Genomic DNA, 23,880 nt, shown 5'->3' with positions numbered 1-23,880 from the left:
GACTTATAAAGTCATTTGTTCACTTTATTCACTTTTATCTTTGAATTCACATAGGTCTTCGATTATACATGAACCACATTTTGGTTTACGTGCGGTACAAGTATATCTACCGTGTAAGATAAACCAGTGATGCAGGTTGAACATGAATTCCGTTTTGTTAGGCGTATTCTTGATTATGGCTTGTTCAGTTTGCTCAACCGTCGCTCCTTTGGCGTAGCCAGTACGATTAGCGAGGCGTTGTATGTGGGTATCTACAGCTAGAAAATATCTACCTTCATTATCTTTTAGCCAGCCAAAAGCTGTATTTAGTACTACGTTAGCGGTTTTTCTACCAACACCCGGAAGCGCTTCTAATGCTGCTCTGTTTTCTGGTACTTCACCGCCATGTAAATCAACTAACATTTGGCAAGTTTTAATGGTGTTAACGGCCTTAGTATTAAATAAACCTATGGTTTTGATGTAATCTTTTAATTTGTCTAAGCCTAAATCTAAGATTGCTTGCGGTGTATTTGCTACCGGATATAGTTTATCGGTGGCTTTATTAACGCTGACATCGGTTGCTTGTGCTGACAGCAGCACGGCAATTAATAATTCAAACGGCGAGGAGAAGTTTAATTCTGTGGTTGGGTGAGGGTTATTCTCACGTAACCTTGTTAATATTTCTAAGCGCTTTTGTTTATTCATTTTAATTTTTATAGTTTTTGTTGGGAAAATAGGCCATTTTAGCAGTATTTTTTAACTCACTTATCGTATTTAGCATTTCGTAATTAAGACTGCTCAAAGTTCACTCGAACACGCTCAATGCTTTTTTGTTCAACTTTTGGGGCTTGTTCTTTTAAGTGATTGTCGATGGCATTTTTAATGGCAATTAAAAAGCCCATGGCGATAAACGCACCGGGCGGTAAAATGGCTAATAAGAATTGACTATCTAAGGTCATCACTTCAATGCGTAAAATGGTTGCCCACTCTCCGAGTAATAATTCAGCGCCGTCAAATAAAGTACCTTGGCCGAGTAGTTCTCTGATCGCGCCTAACGCGAGTAAAACCAGAGCAAAGCCAATGCCCATCATTAAACCGTCGAAGGCCGCTTGTTTTGCGGGATTTTTTGAAGCATAAGCTTCTGCTCGGCCGATAATTGCGCAGTTGGTAACAATTAATGGCAAGAATATACCTAACGATTGATAGATGCCGTAAGTGTATGCATTCATTAATAATTGTACGCAGGTTACAAAGGTTGCAATGATCATAACAAAAATTGGAATGCGAATTTCTTTTGGTACCCATTGGCGAATTAACGATACGGTTAAGTTTGAGCCAATTAATACCAGCATGGTGGCGATACCTAAGCCTAACGCATTAGCAACTGTGCTAGTTACAGCCAGTAAAGGACATAAACCTAAAAGTTGTACTAAACCGGGGTTATTTTTCCATAAGCCCTGAAAGGCGAGTTCTTTTAGTTCTTTGTTAAAGGCTTCTTTTTGGGCTAACTTTTCGTAATCACTTAATTTGGGTTTGTGATCGGTTGTATTATCGTTTTCTACGGTTGTGGTCACTGAGTTTTCAGCTGCGTTATCGGCAGATGTTAATGAAGTTGTCACGTTTAACCTCGACAAGACGCGCTGTTGTCAGCGCTTGAGTTGCTAAATAAGAAGGTTTTATTTTTTTCAAAATAGATCACCGCTTTACGAACCGCTTTAACAACGGCTCGTGGGGTAATGGTAGCGCCAGTGAATTGATCAAACATACCACCGTCTTTTTTAACGGCCCAGCGGCTATCGTTTTCACCATCTAGTACATTGCCAGAAAATGAGGTGATCCATGACGATTTTCTCAATTCTACTTTATCACCCAAACCGGGGGTTTCGTTGTGTTGTAAGGTTCGAACACCGCTAATGCTACCATCAGCATTAATCGCCACTAATAATTCTATATTGCCATTGTAACCATCGGGTGCTGTTGCTGTAATTGCGGCGGCAACGGGGGTTTCATTTAATCGAGCTAGGTAAATGGTTTGTTGAGTTTTATTCCCGAGTAAGGGATCTGAAACCATTAAACAGTCATGATACATGTCATTATTTAAACGTTCTGGTTCAATAATACTGTGTAGTGTTGTTAATAAGTATTGCTCGGCTTGTTGGTTAATTTTCTCTTTGGTGAGTTCATTAACAACAGCAACAATAAGGGTGCAAACAATGGCAAAAATTGCTAATAACTTGGCATTATTGGTGATGGCAACTTTCATTATTTACCTTCCTGCTTGGCTGACATTTGAACCTTGTGGCCATAAGTACGCGGACGTGTATATTGATCAATTAATGGCGCGGCCATATTACATAATAAAACAGCAAAAGCGACCGCATCTGGGTAACCGCCAAACTTACGAATAATAAACACTAAAAAGCCGGCCAGCGCTGCAAAAACAATACGACCTTTAATGCTAGTTGCCCCTGTTACTGGGTCCGATAAAATAAAAAATGCGGCTAACATGGTGGCGCCTGAGAACCAATGGAAAAAGGTGGAAGCATTGCCATCAGGGTTAATGCTATAGGCGATAAATGAGCAGATAAAAATGCTAGTTAAAAAACTAACAGGTGTTACCCAATCAATAGTTTTTTTAGCAATTAAAAATAAGCCGCCAAGTAAAAATCCAGCATTGACCCATTCCCAGCCAAAAGAAATTTGCTCCCCAAAGATCGATTTTTTAAAACTTTCTGTGGCAGTTAATCCCATGGTTAAATCGGTTTTTAAGGTGTCGAGTGGGGTCGCCATCGTGAAACCATCAACGTGAGACCTTAACTGTTCAATAGAATAACCATCTAGGGTAAAACCGGTGAAAATAACCCATGCGGTATTAGTAAAGTCGAGGTCAATAGTCATTAACGCCAGTGGAGGTTGCCAACTGGTCATTTGTAATGGAAATGACACTAATAACATCACATAAGCGGCCATTGCGGGGTTAAATGGATTATGGCCTAAGCCGCCATATAATTGTTTAACGATTAAAATAGCAAACAAGCAACCTAATACTGTGATCCACCACGGTGCTATAGCGGGTAAACTGACAGCAATTAATAGTGCGGTTAGTAGCGCACTGCCATCAAGCACTTGATGTCGAATATCCTTTTTTCGCATTGATAAAGCAAAAAACTCCGCCAAAAAAGCAGTTGTTAATGCAATTGCTAAATGAATTAAATTTCCCCAGCCAAAAAAATACCATTGGGCGAGAATGCCTGGAATGGCAGCATAAATAACCAGTCGCATAATAGCGGAAGTTTTATTTTGAATATGATTATGGGGCGAACTTGCTATCCAAAATGCCATGTTATTTTGACTCTACTTGCAGTTGTTTTTTCGCTTTAGCTTTTGCAATAGCTGCAGCGATACGTTTTTTCTTATCATCAGTTGTTGAGCTGTTGTCGGCAACTGTTGCTTGTATGGGCTCCGCGGTGGCGACATTTTTATCGGCGAGGGCTTTTTGTTGTTGTTTTGCTTTCGCTTTGGCGATGGCCGCTTTGATTTTAGTTTGTTTATCAAGCTCTGAGCTGTTAGTTTGTTGCTCAGCCACTTCAGCCACTTCAGCCACTTCAGCCACTTCAGCCACTTCAGCCACTTCAGCCACTTCAGCTTTTTTCTCTGCCAGTTTTTTAGCTTTAGCTTTTGCAACGGCTGCGGCAATTTTCGCTTTTTTATTATCGGCTTCTGATGCTACGGGAGGTGTATCAGCGACTTCACTTTCTGAAGTATTATTTGTTGATGCTGTCGATTTTTGCTCTACAGCTTCGGGTGTTACTTCCGATCCTGCTGCTTTTTGGGCGGCCAGCTTTTTGGCTTTTGCTTTCGCAACGGCTGCGGCAATTTTTGATTTTTTGCTATCGCCTTCTGATGCTACGGGAGGTGTATCAGCGACTTTGCTTTCAGAAGCATCATTTGTTGAAACTGTTGGCTCTGGCTTAGTTGATGCCGGTTTGGTTTCTTGTTCAGCTGCTTGTTTGGCGGCCAACTTCTTGGCTTTAGCCCGAGCTATTGCTGCGGCAACTTGCGATTTTTGCTCCGCTTTTTCAGCACTTTGTTCATTAATATTGCTGTTTTCTATGGTTTGTGGTGCTGGCGGGGTATTTGATGCTGGATTTTGGCTTGCTGCCTTTTTGGCTTTTACACGAGCAAGGGCTGCTGCTACTGCAGATTTAGCATTTTCAGCTTCCGGTGTTTTAGCATTCATTTTGGCACGACGAGCTTCTGCCGCTAAGCGGTTCTTTTCTTCGCGGGCACGTTTTTCACGTTCTAGGCGTGCTTTTCTGGCTTCGAATCTAGCTTTTGCTTTATCTGCTTTAATTTCTTGTATTTGTAAGTGGCGGATCTCAGCTTTGGCAACCCGATAATATTGTACCAACGGAATTTGGCTTGGGCAGACATACGCACATGCACCACAATCAATACAGTCAAATAAATTCAGTTTGTTTAACTGTTCGTAATCTTTTGCTTTTGCGCTCCATTGTAGCTCTTGTGGTAACAGCTGGCTTGGGCAAACTTCGGCACATTGACCACAGCGAATACACTCTACTTCTTTTGACTCATTGGGTATTTCTTTATTACTAGGTACTAACAGACAGTTTGTGGTTTTTACAATTGGCACTTGATCTGATGGCAAGCTAAAGCCCATCATTGGGCCACCCATGATCAAATGTTTATTATTGTTGGCTTGGTAACCACATTGTTCTAACAAGAATGAAATTGGTGTTCCGAGTTTAGCCCAAACGTTTTGTGGTTTATCAAGGGCTTGGCCAGTTACTGTCACAACTCGCTTAATTAATGGCGTGTCATTGATCACAGCTTCTGCGATGGCAAAACAAGTTGCCACGTTTTGCATGACAATACCGAGCTGTGCAGGGTAAACACCTGAAGGGACTTCTTGACCTGTTAGTACTTGAATAAGCTGTTTTTCGCCACCGGTAGGGTAGATGGTTGGTAAAACACAAACGCGGACTTTTTCAAGATTTTTAGTTTCGTTCTGAAGAGCTTTAATGGCTTCAGGTTTATTGTCTTCAATACCAATAAGTATAAATTCAGGTAGTAATAAATGATCGAGTATTTTTATACCGTCAACAATACTTGCGCAGTGCTCACGCATTAATAAATCGTCAGCGGTAATATAAGGCTCACACTCAGCAGCGTTAATAATTAAATAATTAATTACCGGTTTGGTGTTTACTTTAAAATGCGTTGGAAAACCTGCGCCACCCATACCAGCAATACCCGCATGAGCAATTTTAGTAATAATATCTTCGCGGCTTAAACTATAAAAGTCGTCACATACTTCACGTTCGCGCCATTTGTCTTCACCATCAGCGGTTAAAAAGACACAAACTTCTTCCATGCCTGATGGGTGAGCAATGGTTGCATTTTTAATTGCGCTAATCGTACCGCTCGTTGCTGCGTGAATTGGCACAGCCATTGGTGAATTCGGTTCCGTTAGAGCTTGTCCTTTAAGGACTTTATCACCCACATTAACAATTAATTTGCCTGCTTGCCCGATGTGTTGATGCACGGGAATAATTAACGTCTCGGGAATAGGTAACGGACGAATAGGCTTATCATTAGTGAGAAATTTTTGCTCTAGTGGGTGAACCCCACCATGAAATTGCCAAAACTGGCCTTTTTCAATACGTTCAATAATTGGATTCATTATCACCTCAACTATCAACATTAACCACAGGAATAGAATTTAAATCCCATGACCATGTTTGTGGTGTTTCTTTAATTGGACGCATTTCAATACAATCAACCGGACAGGGGGCTACACATAAATCACAGCCCGTACATTCATCAATAATCACGGTATGCATTTGTTTGGCGGCACCAATAATTGCGTCAACAGGGCAGGCTTGAATACACTTAGTACAGCCGATGCAATCTTCTTCAATAATGTAGGCAACTTTTGGGGTGTTATCTTGTTCATGGTTACCATCAAGTGGTAACACTTCTACCCCCATTAAATCGGCTATTTTTTTGATGGTGTCGTCACCACCAGGGGCACATTTATTAATAGCTTCACCATTGGCAACAGCTTCAGCATAAGGTTTACAGCCAGGGTAACCACACTGACCACATTGGGTTTGTGGTAATAAATCATCCAGTTGTTCAACTAAAGGATCACCTTCAACTTTAAATTTTATTGAGGCAAAACCTAAAATAGCACCAAAGATGCCGGCGATAGTACCAAGGGCAACAATAGCAATGAGAATATCTAGCATTATTTCACTAACCCTGTAAAACCTAAAAAGGCCAATGACATTAAACCTGCTGTGATCATGGCAATAGCTGAACCTTGAAATGCTTTTGGTACATCAGCATTAGCGAGCTTTTCTCGCATTGCTGAAAACATGATTAATACTAATGAAAAACCAACCGCAGCACCAAAGCCATAAACAATGGATTCGAAGAAACTGTGCTGTTCATAAATGCTTAATAAGGCAACACCTAAAACGGCACAATTAGTAGTAATTAATGGCAAGAAAATACCCAATAAACGGTATAAATTAGCACTGGTTTTGTGAACAACCATTTCAGTAAATTGTACTACGACAGCAATAACTAAAATAAAAGCCATGGTGGTTAGATATTCTAAGCCAAGGGGAGCTAATAAATAGGTATTAACCAAATAACTTAATAACGACGCTAAGGTCATTACAAATGTGGTGGCGAAAGACATGCCGATAGCCGTTTCAGTACGAGATGAAACGCCCATAAAGGGGCATAAGCCAAGAAATTTTACCAGTACAAAGTTATTTACTAAAACGGTACTGACTAACAGTAGAAGATAGTCGGTCATTTGCTCATGTTTTATTTAGAAAATTAAGGGTATTATCCGTTTTTATTCGGCAATTAACAACCGGTGAATTGTAAGGGTATTGGCTTTATTTTTTAGACAAAAAAGAAAAGAGCCAACAAATTATTTTATTGGCTCTTATTTTTGACATTTATTACTGATTACACAAGGCTAAATTGGTTCTGGTTTGCCAATGTAATAGCCTTGAAAACCGTCAACAAATAATTGCTCTAAGGCATGTTTTTCTTCTAACGTTTCGACACTTTCAGCTAATACATTAATACTTAAACGATGAGCTAAATCTACCATAACGCGAATAAAATATTGGTTGTTTTTATCTTCGTCAATATCGCGAGTATAACTGCTGTCCATTTTGATGAAGTCAGGCTTTAATTCTTTAAAGAACTTAAATGATGTTAAACCAACGCCAAAACGTTCAACGGTAATTCTAGCGCCAACACGGTGGATCATATCTATAAAGCGTTTAGAGGTTTTAATATTTTGCTGTAAACCTAATTCGGTGATTTCAAAAACTAGTTTACTGGCAATATTCTGATCTCTTAATAAACGTCGTTCTAACCAAATTAAAAAATGCTCGTCATGAATGCTTCGGGCACTAATATTGATACCAAAGCTTTGCTTTTGAAGATTTTTATTGATGATTTCTTGTATGGTTTTTTCGATGATCATACGATCAACCGCTACGATTTTATCGAGTTTTTCAGCCATCGCAATAAAAGAGGCGGTTGGTAATACTGAGCCATCAGCATTTAAGAAACGCGCTAATATTTCGCCATACATACGATTGGTAGCTTTATTGGTTTGTATAGGTTGAATGACTAAACTGACTCGCTGTGCTTCAAGAACATTTTCTATTTCTTGACGCCAATTTTGGTTACCGTAATTAGCACTAGGGTTATTTAAAATGCTTGAGTCTGTTTGTGAATACCAAGAATTCATGTGTTGAGTTTGTGCGACACTGATGGCGGTATCAATTAATGCTAATAATTCACCTAACGGTTTTTTATTATCAAAAGAAACTAAGCCAGTAAATGCGACAGAATCTAAATCGGATGATTGCTGATAATCATTAAAACCACTTGTCAGTGCTTGCGCATAATTTTCTGCTTCTTTTAACGTTATATTTGGAATAACAGAGGCAAAGTCTGAACTGTTTAAGCGGAATATCTCTCCACCTTTATAACGGGCAATTTCTTTTTTAATAATGTCAGACACTTGGCAAATATAATTGTCGCCTTCTTTATAACCATGAATTTTATTAATCGTTTGTAATTCAGAGCAGCGGCTAATTAACATGACGCCAAATTTAATCTCGTCACCTTGGCTAATTTTAGCTTGGAAAAATTTAATAAAGCCATTGCGATTAGCTAAATGGGTTAAGTGATCAACATAAGCTTCTTCTTTTAATACCGAAGATTGCTGTTCTGCTTTCGCTAGGGTTTCTCGTATACTTGCTAAACCTTCTTTTAATTCAGGGATATGAATATTGCTAGTGCGTTGGTTTTCTTTCGGTTCATGGATATTGTTTAATTCGTCTTTTATATAAGCACAAACATTACTAAATAATTGGGTGTAATGCTTTTTACTCGCCAGAGATAAAAAGATCACAACTAATAAGGTAAAACCTAAAAAGCTAACAACCAACATTGTGATTAAAGAATTTACCAGTGAGCTACTTAATTGATAATTAATGACAATGTCGTTAACTCGAACTTGAGAGATGGCAGGAGAAATTAAACTTGTTAATAAATGCGTATCTTCATTTTGGTAATTATAGAGGTTTTCACCATTATTGGTTGAAATCGATAATAGTTGGTAATCATTACTTTTACGCAATAACATGGCTAATGTTTTCACATCACTTTCGATTAACACATTTTCACTAACCGCAGTTAACGTTTTACTATGCTGGCTTTGTTGCTGGTGGACAAAACCCTCAAAAGTGAAAACGGTCGCGATAGCAACGATGATAAAGATGCCAATACCGTATAGTGTGTTTCTTGCTAGTAATTGGGAATATGTATACATAGATTATTTCATTTCTTAATTTGCTATGAAAACTTTGTCGTATTTATATCATGAATAAAATCAAGATACTAACTCTACTAACTTTGAATGTTTAATAAAAATATAGTGGTTATAACTCTATTATAACGGGATATTTTTATTTCAGAGCATCAATTTAGAAATTAATCGTTTATTTTTAGCAATAAAACCAGATTTATCCTTGCGGTTGCATAGACAGAACTATATAATTTCGCCGTCTAAGTATATTAGGTTGTCACTGACGGTTGTTTTAAATGATAGCTGCACCTAATGTAGGTAATTAATGTAAAGACTGAAACAACATTAATTAAATTTTTCGGGTTCAGTGGATAAGGCCCCAAATTGGGGTTTTTTTATTTATAATTTTTAGAAATTATAAATACAGCAGTTGAAAATTCGCTGGGCATTATGCCCTTTTTTTGTTTTTGGAGAAAAGTGATTGGCTAAATTTGAAGATAAATTAACAGAAATGTTAAGACCCGCTGTTGAAGAAACGGGTAAATCATTACTCGGATTAGAATTTATTGGTGCGGGTAAGCAATCTGTTTTACGTATTTTTATTGATCATGAAAATGGGATTGATGTTGACGATTGCGCGGAAGTAAGTCGTCAAGTTAGTGCTATTCTTGATGTCGAAGACCCAATCAGTACCGAATACAATTTAGAGGTTTCATCGCCAGGTTTAGATCGCCCATTATTTGTTAAAGCACATTACGAACAAGTAATTGGTGAAACAATACAAGTTAAATTAGGGGTGCCATTAAATGGGCGTCGTAAATTTAAAGGTGTATTGGAAAAAATAGAAAATGATACGATTTTTGTTGTCGTTGACGGCGAAGAGTATCAATTAATAATAACTAACATCGACAAGGCAAACCTTGTTCCGAATTTTGAAGATTAATAAGTAAAAGGCTAGGTAGCATGACTAAGGAAGTATTACTGGTTGTAGATGCCGTTTCTAACGAAAAAGCATTACCGCGTGAAAGTATTTTTGAAGCGATGGAAACTGCGCTTGAAACAGCAACTAAGAAAAAATACGAAGGCGATATCGTTGTTCGTGTTGAAATTGATCGTAAAACGGGCGAGTTTGACACTTTTCGACGTTGGTTAGTTATTGCCGATGACGCAGAAATGGAAAATCCATATGCTGAAATGAGTTTTTCTGCTGCTTCATATGAAGCGCCAGAAGTAACAATAGGTTCTTATGTAGAAGAACAAATTGAGTCAGTTAAATTTGACCGTATAACAACACAAACCGCTAAACAAGTTATCGTACAAAAAGTACGTGAAGCTGAGCGTGCGTTAATTGTTGATGCTTATCAGGATCAATTAGGTGAATTAATTACCGGTGTTGTTAAAAAAGCAAGCCGTGAAAGCATTATCATTGATTTAGGTAATAATGCCGAAGCGATTATTTATCGTGACGACATGTTACCACGTGAAGTTTTCCGTCCAGGTGATCGTGTACGTGGTTTGTTATACGCCATTAAGCCAGAAGCTCGCGGAGCACAATTATTTGTTTCTCGTACTAAGCCAGAAATGTTGATTGAACTTTTCCGTGTTGAAGTACCGGAAATTGGCGAAGAAATGTTAGAAATTAAAGGCGCTGCTCGTGACCCAGGTTCACGTGCAAAAATTGCCGTTAAATCTAACGACAAACGTATTGACCCAGTAGGTGCATGTGTTGGTATGCGTGGTTCACGTGTACAAGCCGTATCTGGTGAGTTAGGCGGTGAGCGTGTTGATATCGTTTTATATGACGACAACCCGGCACAATACGTTATTAATGCCATGGCGCCAGCTGAAGTTGCATCAATTATTGTTGATGAAGACAAAGGCACTATGGATATCGCGGTTGAAGAAGGCAATTTAGCGATGGCGATTGGCCGCAGTGGTCAAAACGTTCGTTTAGCAAGTCAGTTAACTGGCTGGGAACTTAACGTAATGACCGTTGAAGCGATGAATGAAAAACATCAAGCTGAAAACGACAAAGTGCTAAACCTATTCACTGAAAAATTGGATATTGATGAAGACTTTGCTTTGTTATTAGCTGATGAAGGTTTTGCCACGTTAGAAGAAATTGCTTACGTTCCTGTTGCTGAATTACTTGAAATTGACGGTATGAACGAAGACATCGTTGAAGAACTTCGTGAACGTGCAAAAGCGGCATTAACGACTCAAGCCTTAGCAAGTGAAGAATCGCTTGAAGGCTCTGAACCAGCAGAAGATTTATTAAATCTTGAAGGTTTAGAAAAACATTTAGCTTATGTCTTAGCAAGTAAAGGTGTGCGTACACTTGAAGACTTAGCTGAGCAAGGTATTGATGACCTTGCTGATATTGAAGAATTAGATGAAACCAAAGCGGGTGAGTTAATAATGGCTGCTCGTAACATTTGTTGGTTTAATGAAGAATAAGAACGCCGGGAGAACAGTATAGATGGCAGAAGTAAAAGTTGAACAACTTGCCAATGAAATTGGTACGCCGGTCGATCGTTTGGTTAGCCAGTTAGCAGATGCGGGTATTGTAAAATCTGCTGCTGATTCAGTAACAGAGCAAGAAAAAGAAATCTTGCTTGAGCACTTGAAAAAGCAACATGGCGATGACTCGTCAGCACAACCAAGCAAAATGACACTTAATCGTAAGAAAAAGTCGACCTTAGTTTTAGGTTCAGGTAGTAAAGCAAAATCGGTACAAGTAGAAGTACGCAAAAAACGTACTTATGTAAAACGTAGCGATATTGAAGAACAGCAAATCGCTGAAGCAGAAGCGAAAGCAGCTGCAGAAGCGGCAGCTGCGGCTGAAGCAGAAGCAAAAGCGGCAGAAGAAGCCGCCGCTAAAGCGAAAGCCGAAGCAGAACTTGCGGCTAAAGCAAAAGCTGAAGCCGATGCTAAAGCGAAAGCAGAAGCTGATGCAAAAGCAAAAGAAGCTGCTCGCTTAAAAGCGTTAGAAATTGAAAAAGCGAAAGCGAATCAAACACCAGAAGAACGTGCAGCATCTGATGAAGCTGAGCGTATTCGCTTAATTGCTGAAAAAGAAGCGGCAGCAAAAGCTGAAGCTGAAGCGAAGAAAAGTGCGGAAGAAGCGAAAAAACTCGCTGAAGAAAATGAAGCTCGCTGGAAAGCAGAAGCAGAAGAACGTCAAAAACATGAAAATGATGTTGTTCATGTTACTTCGTCTAAGTATGCACAAGAAGCTGAAGATAAAGTAGATGCTGCTGATGAAGGCGGACGTCGTCGTAAGAAGAAAAAGCCGGCGGCACAAGATAGAAATCAACGTGGTCGTAAAGGCAAGCAAACGTTATCTGCGCCACAAAGCTTACAACATGGTTTCCAAAAACCAGTTGAAGCAAAAATAAGTGAAGTACGCATTGGTGAAACTATTTCTGTAGCTGAGCTAGCTAACAAAATGTCAGTTAAAGGCGCAGAAGTTGTTAAAGTAATGTTTAAAATGGGCGCTATGGCGACCATTAACCAAGTTATTGACCAAGAAACAGCAGCTTTAGTTGCTGAAGAAATGGGTCGTGAAGTGATTCTAGTAAAAGAAAATGCCCTTGAAGAAGCGGTACTTTCTGATCGTGGTCATGCGGGTGAAGAAATTACTCGAGCACCAGTTGTTACTATTATGGGTCACGTTGATCATGGTAAAACATCATTACTTGATCATATTCGTGAAGCTAAAGTTGCTTCTGGCGAAGCTGGTGGTATTACTCAGCATATTGGTGCTTATCACGTAGAAACGGGTCATGGTATGATCACTTTCTTAGATACTCCTGGCCATGCTGCGTTTACAGCTATGCGTGCTCGTGGTGCTAAAGCAACGGATATCGTAATTATTGTTGTTGCCGCTGATGATGGTGTTATGCCACAAACAATTGAAGCAATTCAACATGCGAAAGCTTCTGATGCGCCAATTATCATTGCTGTTAACAAAATGGATAAAGAAACTGCTGATCCGGAACGTGTTAAAAGTGAATTATCACAACACGACGTGCTTTCAGAAGAGTGGGGCGGTGACATTCAGTTTGTTCATGTTTCAGCAAAAACTGGTTTAGGTATTGATGAATTATTAGATGCCATCTTGTTACAAGCGGAAGTTTTAGAATTAACAGCTGTTGTTGATAAAATGGCAAGTGGTGTTGTTGTTGAGTCTAAGCTTGATAAAGGTCGTGGACCGGTAGCAACCGTACTTGTACAAGAAGGTACTTTGAACCAAGGTGATATCGTACTTTGTGGTTTAGAGTACGGTCGTGTTCGTGCGATGCGTGATGAATTAGGTCGCGATATTAAATCAGCAGGCCCATCAATTCCGGTTGAAATTTTAGGCTTGAGTGGTGTTCCACAATCAGGTGATGAAGCTACCGTTGTTAAAGATGAGAAAAAAGCACGTGAAGTAGCTTTATATCGTCAAGGTAAATTCCGCGATGTTAAATTAGCGCGTCAGCAAAAATCTAAATTAGAGAACATGTTCTCTGATATGGCTGAAGGTGAAGTGTCTGAAGTTAACGTGGTATTAAAATCTGACGTACAAGGTTCACTTGAAGCAATTTCTGATTCATTAACTAAATTATCAACTGATGAAGTTAAAGTGAAAATCATTGGCTCAGGTGTTGGTGGTATTACTGAAACTGACGCTTCATTAGCCGCAGCATCAAATGCAATTGTTGTTGGTTTTAACGTTCGTGCTGATGCAGCTGCACGTAAAGTGATTGAATCAGAGAAAATTGATTTACGTTATTACAGTGTTATCTACGCATTGATTGACGAAGTTAAACAAGCGATGAGCGGTATGTTAGCGCCAGAATTTAAACAAGAGATTATTGGTCTTGCACAAGTTCGTGATGTATTCAAATCGCCTAAGATTGGTGCTATTGCAGGTTGTATGGTAACTGAAGGTAACATCAAGCGTAGCGCTCCTATTCGAGTATTACGTGATAACATCGTAATCTACGAAGGTGAATTAGAGTCACTTCGTCGCTTTAAAGACGACGTTCAAGAAGTTCGTAGCGGTACCGAATGTGGTATTGGTGTTAAGAACTACAATGATGTTCGTGTTGGTGACCAAATCGAAGTATTTGAAACGGTTGAAATTCAACGAACGTTATAAGTTTCATTTATAAGACTATGTAGAATGGGGGCTTAGCCCCCATTTTTAGCTATAGTTATTGGTATTCTAATTATAGCCATTCTGGAGAATTATGATGGCGAGAGATTATGCTCGTACTGATCGTGTAGGTCAGCAAATCCAAAAAGAAATCGCGATGATTATTCAGCGCGAAGTAAAAGATCCACGCTTAGGCATGGTAACGGTCAATGAAGTTGAAATAACCCGTGATCTTGCTTATGCCAAAATTTTTGTCACCTTTTTTACCCTTGATGGGCAATGTGAAGAAGAGTCGGCCAAAATATTAAATGATGCGGCGGGTTATATTCGTACGTTATTAGCTAAGCGTATTAAAGCGCGTATTATGCCTGAGCTAAGATTTGTTTTTGATAAATCAATGAGTGAAGGTGTGCGTATGACATCGTTAGTTAATCAAGCGGTTGCAGAAGATGAACGCCGTTCAGGTAAAGAACCTGGTAGCGACTCAGTGAGTGAAGAAAACGCAGAACCAAAGGCAGACTAGCTCAATGGCAAAAAGAAGAAAAGGCCGTGCAATTAATGGCATTTTGTTACTTGATAAACCATTAGAAATATCATCTAACTCAGCCTTACAAAAAGTAAAACGCATTTATTTTGCTCAAAAAGCGGGTCATACCGGGGCTTTAGATCCGTTAGCAACCGGCATGTTGCCTGTTTGTTTAGGTGAAGGTACTAAATTTTCTCAGTTCTTACTTGATACTGACAAAACCTATATTGTAACCGCAAAATTAGGCGTTAGAACCACCACCAGTGATGCTGATGGTGACATAGTGAGTGAAAAACCGGTAACGGTAACACAAGCGCAGTTAGCTGCAGCTGTAGATACTTTTCGCGGTGACACAAAACAAGTACCATCCATGTATTCTGCCTTAAAGTATCAAGGGCAGCCTTTATATAAGTATGCCCGAGAGGGAATTGAAGTTCCTAGAGAAGCGCGTGATATCACCGTTTTTCGGTTAGAAGTATTACGCTTTGAAGGTGATGAAGTGGATATGGAAATTCATGTTTCTAAAGGCACTTATATTCGTACTATTGTTGATGATTTAGGTGAGCTGTTAGGTTGTGGCGCGCATGTTTCAATGCTGCGTCGTGTTGCAGTTGGTTCTTATCCGCGTGAAAAAATGGTGACGTTTGAGCTGTTAGAAAGCTTATTAGAAAAAGCCAAGGCGGAAGATGTATCGCCATCTGTTTATTTAGACCCCTTGTTATTACCACTGAACACCGCTTTAGTTGGTATGCCTAAAGTAACCGTTGATGAAGCGTCAACTGTGTATTTACGTCACGGTAACCCAGTACAAGCTGCTGGCGCGCCTGTTGATGGTTTAGTACAAGTTTACCAAGATGACACCGATGAATTTTTAGGTGTTGGGGTTATTGATGACAACGGTTTAGTTGCCCCAAAACGGATTATTGTTCCTAATGAAGAGCTGATTAAGTTAAACAAATAGTTTCAACCTGTTTATTTAGCTTGCATTTATAGCCTTAGCTATATAGAATGCGCGCTCTTTCCTCCTTGCTGAATTAGTGTTTGGCTTGGTGGGTATTTAAGAAAACACTAACTAAGGTATTAATTATGTCTTTAAATGCAGAACAAAAAGCAGCTATCGTTGCTGAATATGCTCAACAAGAAGGTGATACAGGTTCACCAGAAGTACAAGTTGCTTTGTTAACTACACAAATCAACCACTTACAAGGTCACTTCAAAGAGCACATCCATGATCACCATTCACGTCGTGGTTTATTACGTATGGTTAGTCAACGTCGTAAATTACTTGACTACTTAAAGCGTAAAAACACTGAACGTTACAGTGCATTAATCGCTAAATTAGGTTTACGTCGTTAAGATGTAACTTGATTGATAAAAAGAGCCGGCTGGCTCTTTTTTTTTGCCAAATTTTTATAAAAACTCGCTATTATTCACTCCTGTTAGTAGAAAAAACGCAGAAATTTATAACATTTTTATCTTTATTCACCATTAAGCTAGCAAAGCGATACTTTGTCAGTATAATTAGCGTGCAAAAATTAAATAAAAGTAATAGAGCTAATTTAAATAGGTAAATTAGTGTCTCAAATAAGGAATGAAAAAAAATGTTTACTCCGGTAACTAAAACATTTGAATACGGTCAACATACCGTAACTTTAGAAACAGGCGTTATCGCTCGTCAAGCTACTGCTGCTGTTATGGCATCAATGGACGATACTTGCGTATTAGTGTCAGTTGTAGCTAAAAAAGAATCAAAAGAAGGGCAAGATTTTTTCCCTTTAACGGTTAACTATCAAGAAAAAACGTATGCAGCGGGTAAAATCCCAGGTGGTTTCTTTAAGCGTGAAGGTCGTCCTTCTGAAGAAGAAACATTAATTGCACGTTTAATTGACCGTCCAATTCGTCCTTTATTCCCAGAAGGGTTTACGAACGAAATCCAAGTTATTATTACGGTTGTTTCAGCTAACCCTGAAATTTCTCCAGATATTATTTCATTATTAGGTACATCTGCTGCGTTAGCAATTACAGGTACACCTTTTAGTGGTCCAGTAGGTGCTGCGCGCGTTGGTTATACTGACGGTAAATATATTCTTAACCCATTACAATCAGAGTTAGAAACAAGCCAATTAGATTTAGTTGTTGCTGGTACTGATGCTGCTGTATTAATGGTTGAATCAGAAGCTGATGTGCTTTCTGAAGATGTAATGTTAGGTGCGGTTGTTTATGGTCATGAGCAATCTCAAATTGCAATTAATGCAATTAAAGAATTTGCTGCTGAAGTAAACACTCCTTCATGGGAATGGGAAGCGCCAGTTAAAAATGCTGCTTTAATTGCTAAAATTGCTGAGCTTGCTGAAAGCCAAGTAAATGAAGCATACCAAATTACTGAAAAAGCAACACGTTATGAAAAAGTTGCTGAGATCAGAAATGCTGTAGTTGAAGCTTTATTAGCGGAAGACGAAGAACTTAATGTTCAAGAAGCAAAAGACTTATTCCACGATTTAGAAAAAACTGTTGTACGTGGTCGTATTACTCAAGGTCACCCTCGTATTGATGGTCGTGATCCTGAAATGATCCGTGCTTTAGATGTTATGACAGGTGTATTACCAAGAACTCATGGTTCAGCGGTATTTACTCGTGGTGAAACCCAAGCTTTAGTAACAGCTACACTTGGTACTGCTCGTGATGCACAACGTATTGAAACTATTTTAGGCGAGAAGACTGACAACTTTATGTTGCATTATAACTTCCCTCCTTATTCTGTTGGTGAAACAGGTTTTGTTGGCTCACCAAAGCGTCGTGAAATTGGTCACGGTCGTTTAGCTAAGCGTGGTATGTTAGCTGTTATGCCAACAATGGAAGAATTCCCGTATTCTGTACGTGTGGTTTCTGAAATTACAGAATCAAATGGTTCATCTTCAATGGCTTCTGTTTGTGGTACATCGTTAGCACTTATGGATGCGGGTGTACCAATTAAAGATTCTGTTGCTGGTATTGCTATGGGTCTTGTTAAAGAAGGTGACAGCCACGTTGTACTTTCTGATATCTTAGGTGATGAAGATCACTTAGGTGATATGGACTTTAAAGTAGCTGGTACTAAAGATGGTATCACAGCGCTGCAAATGGACATTAAAATTGAAGGTATTACTCAAGATATTATGCAAACAGCGCTTAACCAAGCGAAAGGCGCACGTATTCATATCTTAAGTGTAATGGATGAAGCAATTAGTGGTGCTCGTGAAGAGATTTCTGATTTTGCTCCACGTATTCACACATTGAAAATTTCAGCGGATAAAATTCGTGACGTTATTGGTAAAGGTGGCGCAACTATTCGTCAACTTACTGAAGAAACGGGCACTACCATTGAAATTGAAGATGATGGTACGGTTAAAATTGCCGCTACTTCAGGTGAGCAAGCTGAAGATGCTATCAACCGTATTAAAGCATTAACCGCTGAAATTGAAGTGGGTACAGTGTACACAGGTAAAGTTGTACGTATCGTTGATTTTGGTGCTTTTGTTAATGTACTTCCAGGTAAAGACGGTTTAGTACACATTTCACAAATCTCTGAAGAACGTGTAAATGCAGTAACTGACGTATTAACTGAAGGCCAAGAAGTAACGGTTAAAGTACTAGAAGTTGACCGTCAAGGTCGCGTTCGTTTAAGTATGAAAGAAGCCGTTGAAAAGCCAGCAGAAGCAGCACCAGCTGCAACAGAATCTGCTGAATAATCACGGTTCTTTAATGGCTAGAAGTAAGGTTTTATTTTAGCCAATTAATGTCGAATAAAAAGGGAGCTAATTAGCTCCCTTTTTTATATAATTTAAAAAATTCAAATATTTGGTTTCTTGTTTAGTGATATTCCGTTATTTACTTTTATCTGCCTTTTTTTTAGTACAAGGCTGTACTAACCTGTCAACGTTCAGTAATCGCCAAGCGATGCAGCAATTAATGATCACCGAACCATTACCGGTTAATTACAAACATGAAGTTGCTATTGCTAGTTTATCGCAAGCGATATTGCGGGCTGATGTCAGTAATGCCCAACGTGCCGAGTTTTATTATCAACGTGGTACTTATTACGACAAAGTAGGTTTAAGAACACTGGCTTTTTTTGATTTCAAACATGCCTTAACATTAAAGCCTGACTTAGTTGAAGCCTATAATTTTATTGGTATTCATTTCACCCAGTTACAACAATTTACCCAAGCTTTTGATGCCTTTGACTCAGCGTTAGATCTTGACCCTGAGCATGAATATGCCTACTTAAATAGAGGTATAGCGTTATATTTTGCTGATCGTCCGAGCTTAGCAAAAGAAGATTTATTGGCTTTTTTAAATAAACAGCCAAAAGACCCTTATCGTGTTATTTGGTTATACTTTGCTGAACAAGCAATGAATGACCCACAGGCGATGCAAAACTTATCAATGAGGCGAGCAGCGTTACCAAATAATGTTTGGGGAATTCATATCGTTGATTTATTTTTAGGTCATCTACCGGAAGATAAATTATTAGCATTGGTGTCTAATAATGTGAATGATCATAAAGAATTGATTGAAAAGTTATGTGAAGCGTATTTTTATCTGGGTAAATTAAATGAAATTAACGGTAATAAACCTGTAGCAGAAAATTACTTTAAGCTTGCCTTAGCGACCAAAGTTTATGAGTTTGTAGAGCATAGATACGCTAAATTAGCCCTTGATCTGATTAATGAAACTCAGGTTGAAACCCAGTCTAATTAACCTATAGTTGCATTCAATGTTTACCTTACGTTATCTGATATTGAGCTTGGTGGTATTAATACCATCAAGCTCTTTTTTTTGGTCAACGTATCTTGTCGGCCAGCAAAAACTTGGCTTATTAACGGCACATGAAATAAAGATCGCACAACAACTCAGGTATCTTCCTGTTTTGTTACATGAGCTTGAGCAACATGAAAAGTATTCACTTGCTTGGTTGCAACAAGCGTCTTTTTTAGCACCATACCATGGTGAGGTTGCGGTTGAGTTAGCGCATTTTTATCTGCAAACAAAACAAGGTAAACAGGCTCTGCGCTGGCTTGAAATAGCGGTTGAATTAGAACAGCCAAGGGCTGTGAATTTATTAGCCAAAAACTATGCAGAAACCGATCAGTATCTGCAAGCGAAGCAGTTATTAGCGCAATTTTTAAATCATCCGCAAGTATTAACGTTAGCAATTGAACTTGCGGTTGAACATGGCGATAGTGAAGCGATCATTGAGCTAGCACCATTGCTGGCAGCACAGCCAAGCTTAACAACTTTATATCAACAGCTGCTGACATTTAACATCATTACTGTCGCTGAAAATGCTAACAAACCGCTTTGGTCTCCTTCGGTAATTACTCCTACGTGTCCTCATAGTATTCAATTTTATGCGACTAGGTTGTCTGATTTACAGCATATCACTCGTTTGATCGAGGGTTTTCGTGCTCATGCCCTTGCTGAGTATTTTTGTTTTGCGCCAGTGGCCTATATCCCCAAACCCGTGTTAGCTTGTTATCACCAAGGAGAAGAGGCTATTCAATGCCATGAACAAAATTGGCCAAGCTGGGTAACTAACACGAAATCTCAGTATTTGGGGATCATGCTGCCAGAAGGTGGTGCTAATGTTCATCGAAAGATTGTTTATTTAGATAGTGATGATGATATTGACGTTTTTCGCCATGAACTTAGCCATTTATTAGGCTTTGTTGATGAATATGCTTTAAGGAAAGGTCACTTGTTTTGCCAAGCAGGCTCGACTGAATCATCATTAAATGTGGTAGTAAAAGAGCGTTTGTATTATGGCGACAGAAGCAAGCTACGTCAGCAGATCATCAATGATTTACCTTGGGGAGAGTGGATTGATGATAAGACACCCATTTTTACTAAACAACAGGTGAGGCAAGATAATATTCACCAGCAAAAAGCATGGTTATTAGGAACACCTATTAGTCATAATAAGGCGGTTGGAGTGTTTCCTGCCCGTACCTGCTCAAATAATAATGTCGCGGCATTTAAACCAACTAGCAAGCTGACCTTGTTAGAATATGATGATATGCCACTACCTAAGCTCTATTTAAAGTTACTTAACCACCATCTATAAAAGATGAAAGTGTCAAACCTGACAGCGTTACTTTAACGCTAAGGCAGTCAAGCTTAGCTTTTATTATTGATTACTTTAAGCTGTTTAATTTTTAAGGGTGTTGTTTGAGATAAATGTCGCTGCAATAAAGTATTAGTTTTTTTAGTTTTTGCTATTGGCCACATTGAGCTTTTTTGTGGAGGAATATTATTATTGCTATTGTTAGTATCTACAAACCAAGAATATAAAGCCATACTACTATCCTTTTTGATTACTGTTATAGGTATAGACCATTTTGCCAAAATACCTATATATTTATAGTTGCTATAAAACACGTAAATGTGAACTTATCGCTATATAATATTGTATAATTATGACAACTTAACGCTAATTTAATGGCTGAATTATTACGTATGCATCCTTTTCAAATCTCGGCTTTTCGAGATGATTTTCCGCTTTTAAAACAAAAGGTTAATAATAAAACCTTGTGTTATTTTGATAACGCCGCCACAACTCAAAAAATGAGTGCAACCATTGACGCAATAAATGAATATTATCAATATGATAACGCTAATGTGCATCGAGGGTCGTATGCGTTAAGTGCACGAGCAACGACCTTATTTGAGCAAGCTCGTATTGAGGTTAAAAATTATCTTAATGCTAATAGTGAAAAAGAAATTATTTGGACAAAAGGCACAACCGAAGCCATTAATTTAGTGGCTAATGCGTGGGGAAGAGCCAACTTATTACCGGGTGATGAAATAGTGCTTAGCCAGTCTGAGCATCATGCAAATATTGTTAGCTGGCAAATAATCGCTGAGCAAACGGGGGCAGTGATCAAGGTATTACCTTTATTGCCTGACGGCTGTATTGATACCACCTGTTTAGAGCAATACATTACCGAGAAAACAAAGCTGGTTGCTTGCTGCCATATTTCGAATGTTATCGGTAAAGTAAACGATATTGCGAGTATTATTGCTAAAGCAAAAACGGTTAATGCAAAAACCTTAATAGATGGCGCGCAAGCAATTGCTCATTTGACGGTTGATGTACAAGCATTAGATTGCGATTTTTATGTTTTTTCTAGCCATAAATTTTATGGCCCAACAGGGCTGGGCGTATTATACGGCAAAGAGAGCTTGTTAACGGAAATGCCACCTTATCAAGGTGGTGGTGAAATGGTTGCGCAAGTTAGCTTTACTGGCACAAGCTATAATAGTTTACCTTTTAAGTTTGAAGCCGGAACACCTAATATTGCCGCGGTTATTGGTTTTAAAAGCGCATTAGGAAGTTTTCAACGTTGGGATATTGCAAGTATTCAAGCGTATGAGCAAACCCTTACACGTTATGCTTTTCAACAACTTAGTTTAATTGATGAACTGAAGTTTATTGTTGAAAAACAACCAGATATGTCTATATTCTCATTCACTATTAATGCTCACCATAATCAAGATGTAGCGGCATTTTTAGATACACAGGGCATTGCTGTACGGTGCGGCCACCATTGTGCGATGCCGTTAATGCGCTATTTAAACCTCGATGGTTGTATTCGAGTTTCGTTAACGGCTTACAATACAATTGCTGAAATTGACCAGCTTGTAACAGCACTTAAATCGTTTATTAGTAACGAACATCAGCTAAACAATGTTGCTAATGACCATAACTTAGCGATGGTGGCAACTCAAGATGATAGGGCTGCTGTTGAGGCTATTGTCGCCGAGTTTAATCAAGCTAAATCTTGGGATGCCAAGCACAGAGCTATTATGCTTTATGGTAAAGCACTGAAACGATTACCTAAAAATTTACGTAGTGATTCTTGTTTAATTTCCGGTTGTGAAAGCAAGGCTTGGTTGGTTGCTGAGCAGCAATCTGATGGCCGATATCAGTTTCATTGTGATAGTGATGCCAGAGTCATTCGTGGACTAATGTTTATTACCACATCTGCTTACCAAAATTTGACGAGCGCTGAAATTTTAGCATTCGATATTCACGTTTTTTTTGAAAAATTAGGCTTAACGCAACATTTAAGTCCATCAAGAAGTAATGGTTTAAATGCCATTGTTGATAGAATTCGGCAGTTAGTGAACGTTTAATAAGATAATATTTTATTAAAAAAGGCTGTTAATCGATTTATTTTAAATTTTTTTAGACTTTTTTAATACTTTATTTAATAAGTTAGCTCTTATTGGCATAGATAAAGCAAAAGAGGACGGATGAGTTCGCTCGTTTTTATTACTTTTAGTTAATTTAAATTATAAAAAGATCTAAATAAGCGAGCGAATGAAAAACTTAAAAATATTTTTTAAATTCTTATTATATTTTTGGTTAACCAAAGTGGTGCAAGATTCAAGTTTTTCGCACTGAATTAGCGCAAAAATGATAAATTCTTTAATTGTGGTTAACCAAATTTTTCTTTTTATTGATCAGTTTTTCGAGTGCTTTACTCACGGCAAAAAAAGCAAACGAGGCGGTAACGTGTGTGGCAGCACCAAAGCCACCACTACAATCTAACCTCATGCTGCCTTCGTTCGATTGTTTGGCATAACAAACCTCGCCATCTGCATCTGGGTACATAAGCTGCTCTGTAGAATAAACGGCATCGATACTAAATTTGCGCTTAACGTTACGAGGAAAGTTAAAGTCACGTCTTAATTGATTGCGTACTTTGGCTAATAGCGGATCTTGGTAGGTACGACTTAAATCATCTATGGTGATTTTGGTTGGGTCTATTTGGCCACCAGCGCCACCAATAGTCACTATTGGTAACTTGTTACGCTTACAATGCGCGATGATAGCAGACTTTATTTTGACGGAATCTATCGCATCAATAACATAGTCATAAGGTTGCTCTAATAGCGCTCTAAGGTTCTCCTGAGTGACAAAGTCTTCAATAACATTAACTTGGCAGTCAGGATTTATTGCTTTAATACGCTCAGCCATTACCTCAACTTTACTTTCGCCAATGGTGTCAGCTAATGCATGAATTTGGCGGTTGGTGTTGGTTATACAGATATCATCTAAATCAATTAAGGTGATAGCGCCAACGCCTGTTCTTGCTAGGGCCTCGGCAACCCAAGAGCCAACACCACCAATGCCGATAACACAAAAGTGCGCGTTTTGAATGACACTGGCGCCAAACTTGCCATATAAGCGTGTAATACCACCAAACCTTAATTGATAATCCGACATTGCATTTCCTAAGACCTTAAAATTAAACGTGCTAATTAACCTGATCTCGGGATAAGAAATTAGCTAACAATATGAAATAAATATACTTT

Annotated in this window: 20 protein-coding genes; 10 read left to right on the top strand and 10 right to left on the bottom strand. The window is 38.7% G+C overall.

The genetic code is table 11. The annotated features are described in order from the left end of the window. Nucleotides 1-24: 24 nt before the first annotated feature. The 8 genes from nth to ACSLUO_RS08895 all read right to left on the bottom strand — a co-directional run bounded on the left by nth (nucleotide 25) and on the right by ACSLUO_RS08895 (nucleotide 8,875). Complete coding sequence (gene nth / locus ACSLUO_RS08930; protein WP_448248081.1) at nucleotides 25-684, bottom strand: endonuclease III; 660 nt, start codon at nucleotides 682-684, stop codon at nucleotides 25-27. A gap of 83 nt (nucleotides 685-767) precedes the next feature. Next, a complete protein-coding gene (gene rsxE / locus ACSLUO_RS08925; RefSeq protein WP_448248079.1) occupies nucleotides 768-1,598 on the bottom strand; it encodes an electron transport complex subunit E in 831 nt (276 codons plus the stop codon). Nucleotides 1,599-1,600: 2 nt separating this feature from the next. Beyond that, nucleotides 1,601-2,242, bottom strand: coding sequence for an electron transport complex subunit RsxG (gene rsxG, locus ACSLUO_RS08920; RefSeq protein ID WP_448248077.1), 642 nt, complete (start codon nucleotides 2,240-2,242; stop codon nucleotides 1,601-1,603). Continuing rightward, a complete protein-coding gene (gene rsxD / locus ACSLUO_RS08915; RefSeq protein WP_448248075.1) occupies nucleotides 2,242-3,321 on the bottom strand; it encodes an electron transport complex subunit RsxD in 1,080 nt (359 codons plus the stop codon). Before rsxD ends, rsxG begins: the two co-directional genes overlap by 1 nt. Before the next feature lies 1 nt (nucleotide 3,322). After that, a complete protein-coding gene (gene rsxC / locus ACSLUO_RS08910; RefSeq protein WP_448248073.1) occupies nucleotides 3,323-5,683 on the bottom strand; it encodes an electron transport complex subunit RsxC in 2,361 nt (786 codons plus the stop codon). A 7-nt stretch (nucleotides 5,684-5,690) separates the two neighbouring features. Beyond that, nucleotides 5,691-6,251: an electron transport complex subunit RsxB gene (rsxB, locus tag ACSLUO_RS08905; RefSeq protein ID WP_448248071.1), complete on the bottom strand. Its 561-nt coding sequence runs from the start codon at nucleotides 6,249-6,251 to the stop codon at nucleotides 5,691-5,693. Beyond that, nucleotides 6,251-6,829: an electron transport complex subunit RsxA gene (rsxA, locus tag ACSLUO_RS08900; RefSeq protein ID WP_448248069.1), complete on the bottom strand. Its 579-nt coding sequence runs from the start codon at nucleotides 6,827-6,829 to the stop codon at nucleotides 6,251-6,253. The genes rsxB and rsxA overlap by 1 nt, the downstream gene beginning before the upstream one ends. A gap of 168 nt (nucleotides 6,830-6,997) precedes the next feature. Next, nucleotides 6,998-8,875 carry an EAL domain-containing protein gene (locus ACSLUO_RS08895; protein WP_448248067.1) on the bottom strand — a complete coding sequence of 626 codons (1,878 nt, stop codon included), beginning with the start codon at nucleotides 8,873-8,875 and terminating at the stop codon, nucleotides 6,998-7,000. A 457-nt stretch (nucleotides 8,876-9,332) separates the two neighbouring features. Here ACSLUO_RS08895 and rimP point away from each other — a divergent pair, with 457 nt between their 5' ends. From rimP to ACSLUO_RS08850, 9 genes are all read left to right on the top strand, one after another. Next, nucleotides 9,333-9,794, top strand: coding sequence for a ribosome maturation factor RimP (rimP, locus tag ACSLUO_RS08890; RefSeq protein WP_448248065.1), 462 nt, complete (start codon nucleotides 9,333-9,335; stop codon nucleotides 9,792-9,794). Between the two features lie 20 nt (nucleotides 9,795-9,814). Next, nucleotides 9,815-11,308 carry a transcription termination factor NusA gene (nusA, locus tag ACSLUO_RS08885; RefSeq protein WP_448248063.1) on the top strand — a complete coding sequence of 498 codons (1,494 nt, stop codon included), beginning with the start codon at nucleotides 9,815-9,817 and terminating at the stop codon, nucleotides 11,306-11,308. A gap of 22 nt (nucleotides 11,309-11,330) precedes the next feature. After that, nucleotides 11,331-13,997 carry a translation initiation factor IF-2 gene (gene infB, locus ACSLUO_RS08880; protein WP_448248061.1) on the top strand — a complete coding sequence of 889 codons (2,667 nt, stop codon included), beginning with the start codon at nucleotides 11,331-11,333 and terminating at the stop codon, nucleotides 13,995-13,997. Nucleotides 13,998-14,091: 94 nt separating this feature from the next. After that, complete coding sequence (rbfA, locus tag ACSLUO_RS08875; protein WP_448248357.1) at nucleotides 14,092-14,517, top strand: 30S ribosome-binding factor RbfA; 426 nt, start codon at nucleotides 14,092-14,094, stop codon at nucleotides 14,515-14,517. Between the two features lie 4 nt (nucleotides 14,518-14,521). Further along, nucleotides 14,522-15,481, top strand: a complete 960-nt coding sequence (gene truB, locus ACSLUO_RS08870; protein ID WP_448248060.1) for a tRNA pseudouridine(55) synthase TruB — start codon at nucleotides 14,522-14,524, stop codon at nucleotides 15,479-15,481. 125 nt (nucleotides 15,482-15,606) lie between these two features. Next, nucleotides 15,607-15,876: a 30S ribosomal protein S15 gene (rpsO, locus tag ACSLUO_RS08865; protein ID WP_448248059.1), complete on the top strand. Its 270-nt coding sequence runs from the start codon at nucleotides 15,607-15,609 to the stop codon at nucleotides 15,874-15,876. 245 nt (nucleotides 15,877-16,121) lie between these two features. Then, the gene (gene pnp, locus ACSLUO_RS08860) at nucleotides 16,122-18,248 is read left to right on the top strand and encodes a polyribonucleotide nucleotidyltransferase (protein ID WP_448248057.1); all 2,127 of its coding nucleotides are present in this window, start codon (nucleotides 16,122-16,124) and stop codon (nucleotides 18,246-18,248) included. Between the two features lie 124 nt (nucleotides 18,249-18,372). Continuing rightward, complete coding sequence (nlpI, locus tag ACSLUO_RS08855; RefSeq protein WP_448248055.1) at nucleotides 18,373-19,260, top strand: protease adaptor lipoprotein NlpI; 888 nt, start codon at nucleotides 18,373-18,375, stop codon at nucleotides 19,258-19,260. A 16-nt stretch (nucleotides 19,261-19,276) separates the two neighbouring features. Continuing rightward, nucleotides 19,277-20,623 (top strand): tetratricopeptide repeat protein, encoded by a 1,347-nt coding sequence (locus ACSLUO_RS08850; protein ID WP_448248053.1) that lies wholly within the window; start codon nucleotides 19,277-19,279, stop codon nucleotides 20,621-20,623. 53 nt (nucleotides 20,624-20,676) lie between these two features. Here the strand turns inward: ACSLUO_RS08850 and ACSLUO_RS08845 are convergent, their stop codons facing one another. After that, nucleotides 20,677-20,904, bottom strand: coding sequence for a hypothetical protein (locus tag ACSLUO_RS08845; protein ID WP_448248051.1), 228 nt, complete (start codon nucleotides 20,902-20,904; stop codon nucleotides 20,677-20,679). 93 nt (nucleotides 20,905-20,997) lie between these two features. Between ACSLUO_RS08845 and ACSLUO_RS08840 the strand changes: the two genes are divergently transcribed. Then, the gene (locus tag ACSLUO_RS08840) at nucleotides 20,998-22,695 is read left to right on the top strand and encodes a SufS family cysteine desulfurase (protein ID WP_448248049.1); all 1,698 of its coding nucleotides are present in this window, start codon (nucleotides 20,998-21,000) and stop codon (nucleotides 22,693-22,695) included. A 295-nt stretch (nucleotides 22,696-22,990) separates the two neighbouring features. Here the strand turns inward: ACSLUO_RS08840 and tcdA are convergent, their stop codons facing one another. Beyond that, nucleotides 22,991-23,791 carry a tRNA cyclic N6-threonylcarbamoyladenosine(37) synthase TcdA gene (tcdA, locus tag ACSLUO_RS08835; protein WP_448248047.1) on the bottom strand — a complete coding sequence of 267 codons (801 nt, stop codon included), beginning with the start codon at nucleotides 23,789-23,791 and terminating at the stop codon, nucleotides 22,991-22,993. Between the last annotated feature and the right edge of the window lie 89 nt (nucleotides 23,792-23,880).

This window comes from Thalassotalea agariperforans, assembly GCF_053470345.1.
This window is presented reverse-complemented; position numbering and strand designations above follow the sequence as displayed.

Bases quoted from the DNA above. Each gene is read 5' to 3' on its own strand.
- nth (WP_448248081.1), bottom strand. From the start codon at position 684: ATGAATAAACAAAAGCGCTTAGAAATATTAACAAGGTTACGTGAGAAT.
- tcdA (WP_448248047.1), bottom strand. From the start codon at position 23,791: ATGTCGGATTATCAATTAAGGTTTGGTGGTATTACACGCTTATATGGC.
- nusA (WP_448248063.1), top strand. From the start codon at position 9,815: ATGACTAAGGAAGTATTACTGGTTGTAGATGCCGTTTCTAACGAAAAA.
- ACSLUO_RS08895 (WP_448248067.1), bottom strand. From the start codon at position 8,875: ATGTATACATATTCCCAATTACTAGCAAGAAACACACTATACGGTATT.
- rsxA (WP_448248069.1), bottom strand. From the start codon at position 6,829: ATGACCGACTATCTTCTACTGTTAGTCAGTACCGTTTTAGTAAATAAC.
- ACSLUO_RS08840 (WP_448248049.1), top strand. From the start codon at position 20,998: ATGGCTGAATTATTACGTATGCATCCTTTTCAAATCTCGGCTTTTCGA.
- truB (WP_448248060.1), top strand. From the start codon at position 14,522: ATGGCAAAAAGAAGAAAAGGCCGTGCAATTAATGGCATTTTGTTACTT.
- pnp (WP_448248057.1), top strand. From the start codon at position 16,122: ATGTTTACTCCGGTAACTAAAACATTTGAATACGGTCAACATACCGTA.
- rsxB (WP_448248071.1), bottom strand. From the start codon at position 6,251: ATGCTAGATATTCTCATTGCTATTGTTGCCCTTGGTACTATCGCCGGC.
- ACSLUO_RS08850 (WP_448248053.1), top strand. From the start codon at position 19,277: ATGTTTACCTTACGTTATCTGATATTGAGCTTGGTGGTATTAATACCA.
- rpsO (WP_448248059.1), top strand. From the start codon at position 15,607: ATGTCTTTAAATGCAGAACAAAAAGCAGCTATCGTTGCTGAATATGCT.
- infB (WP_448248061.1), top strand. From the start codon at position 11,331: ATGGCAGAAGTAAAAGTTGAACAACTTGCCAATGAAATTGGTACGCCG.
- rsxG (WP_448248077.1), bottom strand. From the start codon at position 2,242: ATGAAAGTTGCCATCACCAATAATGCCAAGTTATTAGCAATTTTTGCC.
- rbfA (WP_448248357.1), top strand. From the start codon at position 14,092: ATGGCGAGAGATTATGCTCGTACTGATCGTGTAGGTCAGCAAATCCAA.
- rsxC (WP_448248073.1), bottom strand. From the start codon at position 5,683: ATGAATCCAATTATTGAACGTATTGAAAAAGGCCAGTTTTGGCAATTT.
- rsxD (WP_448248075.1), bottom strand. From the start codon at position 3,321: ATGGCATTTTGGATAGCAAGTTCGCCCCATAATCATATTCAAAATAAA.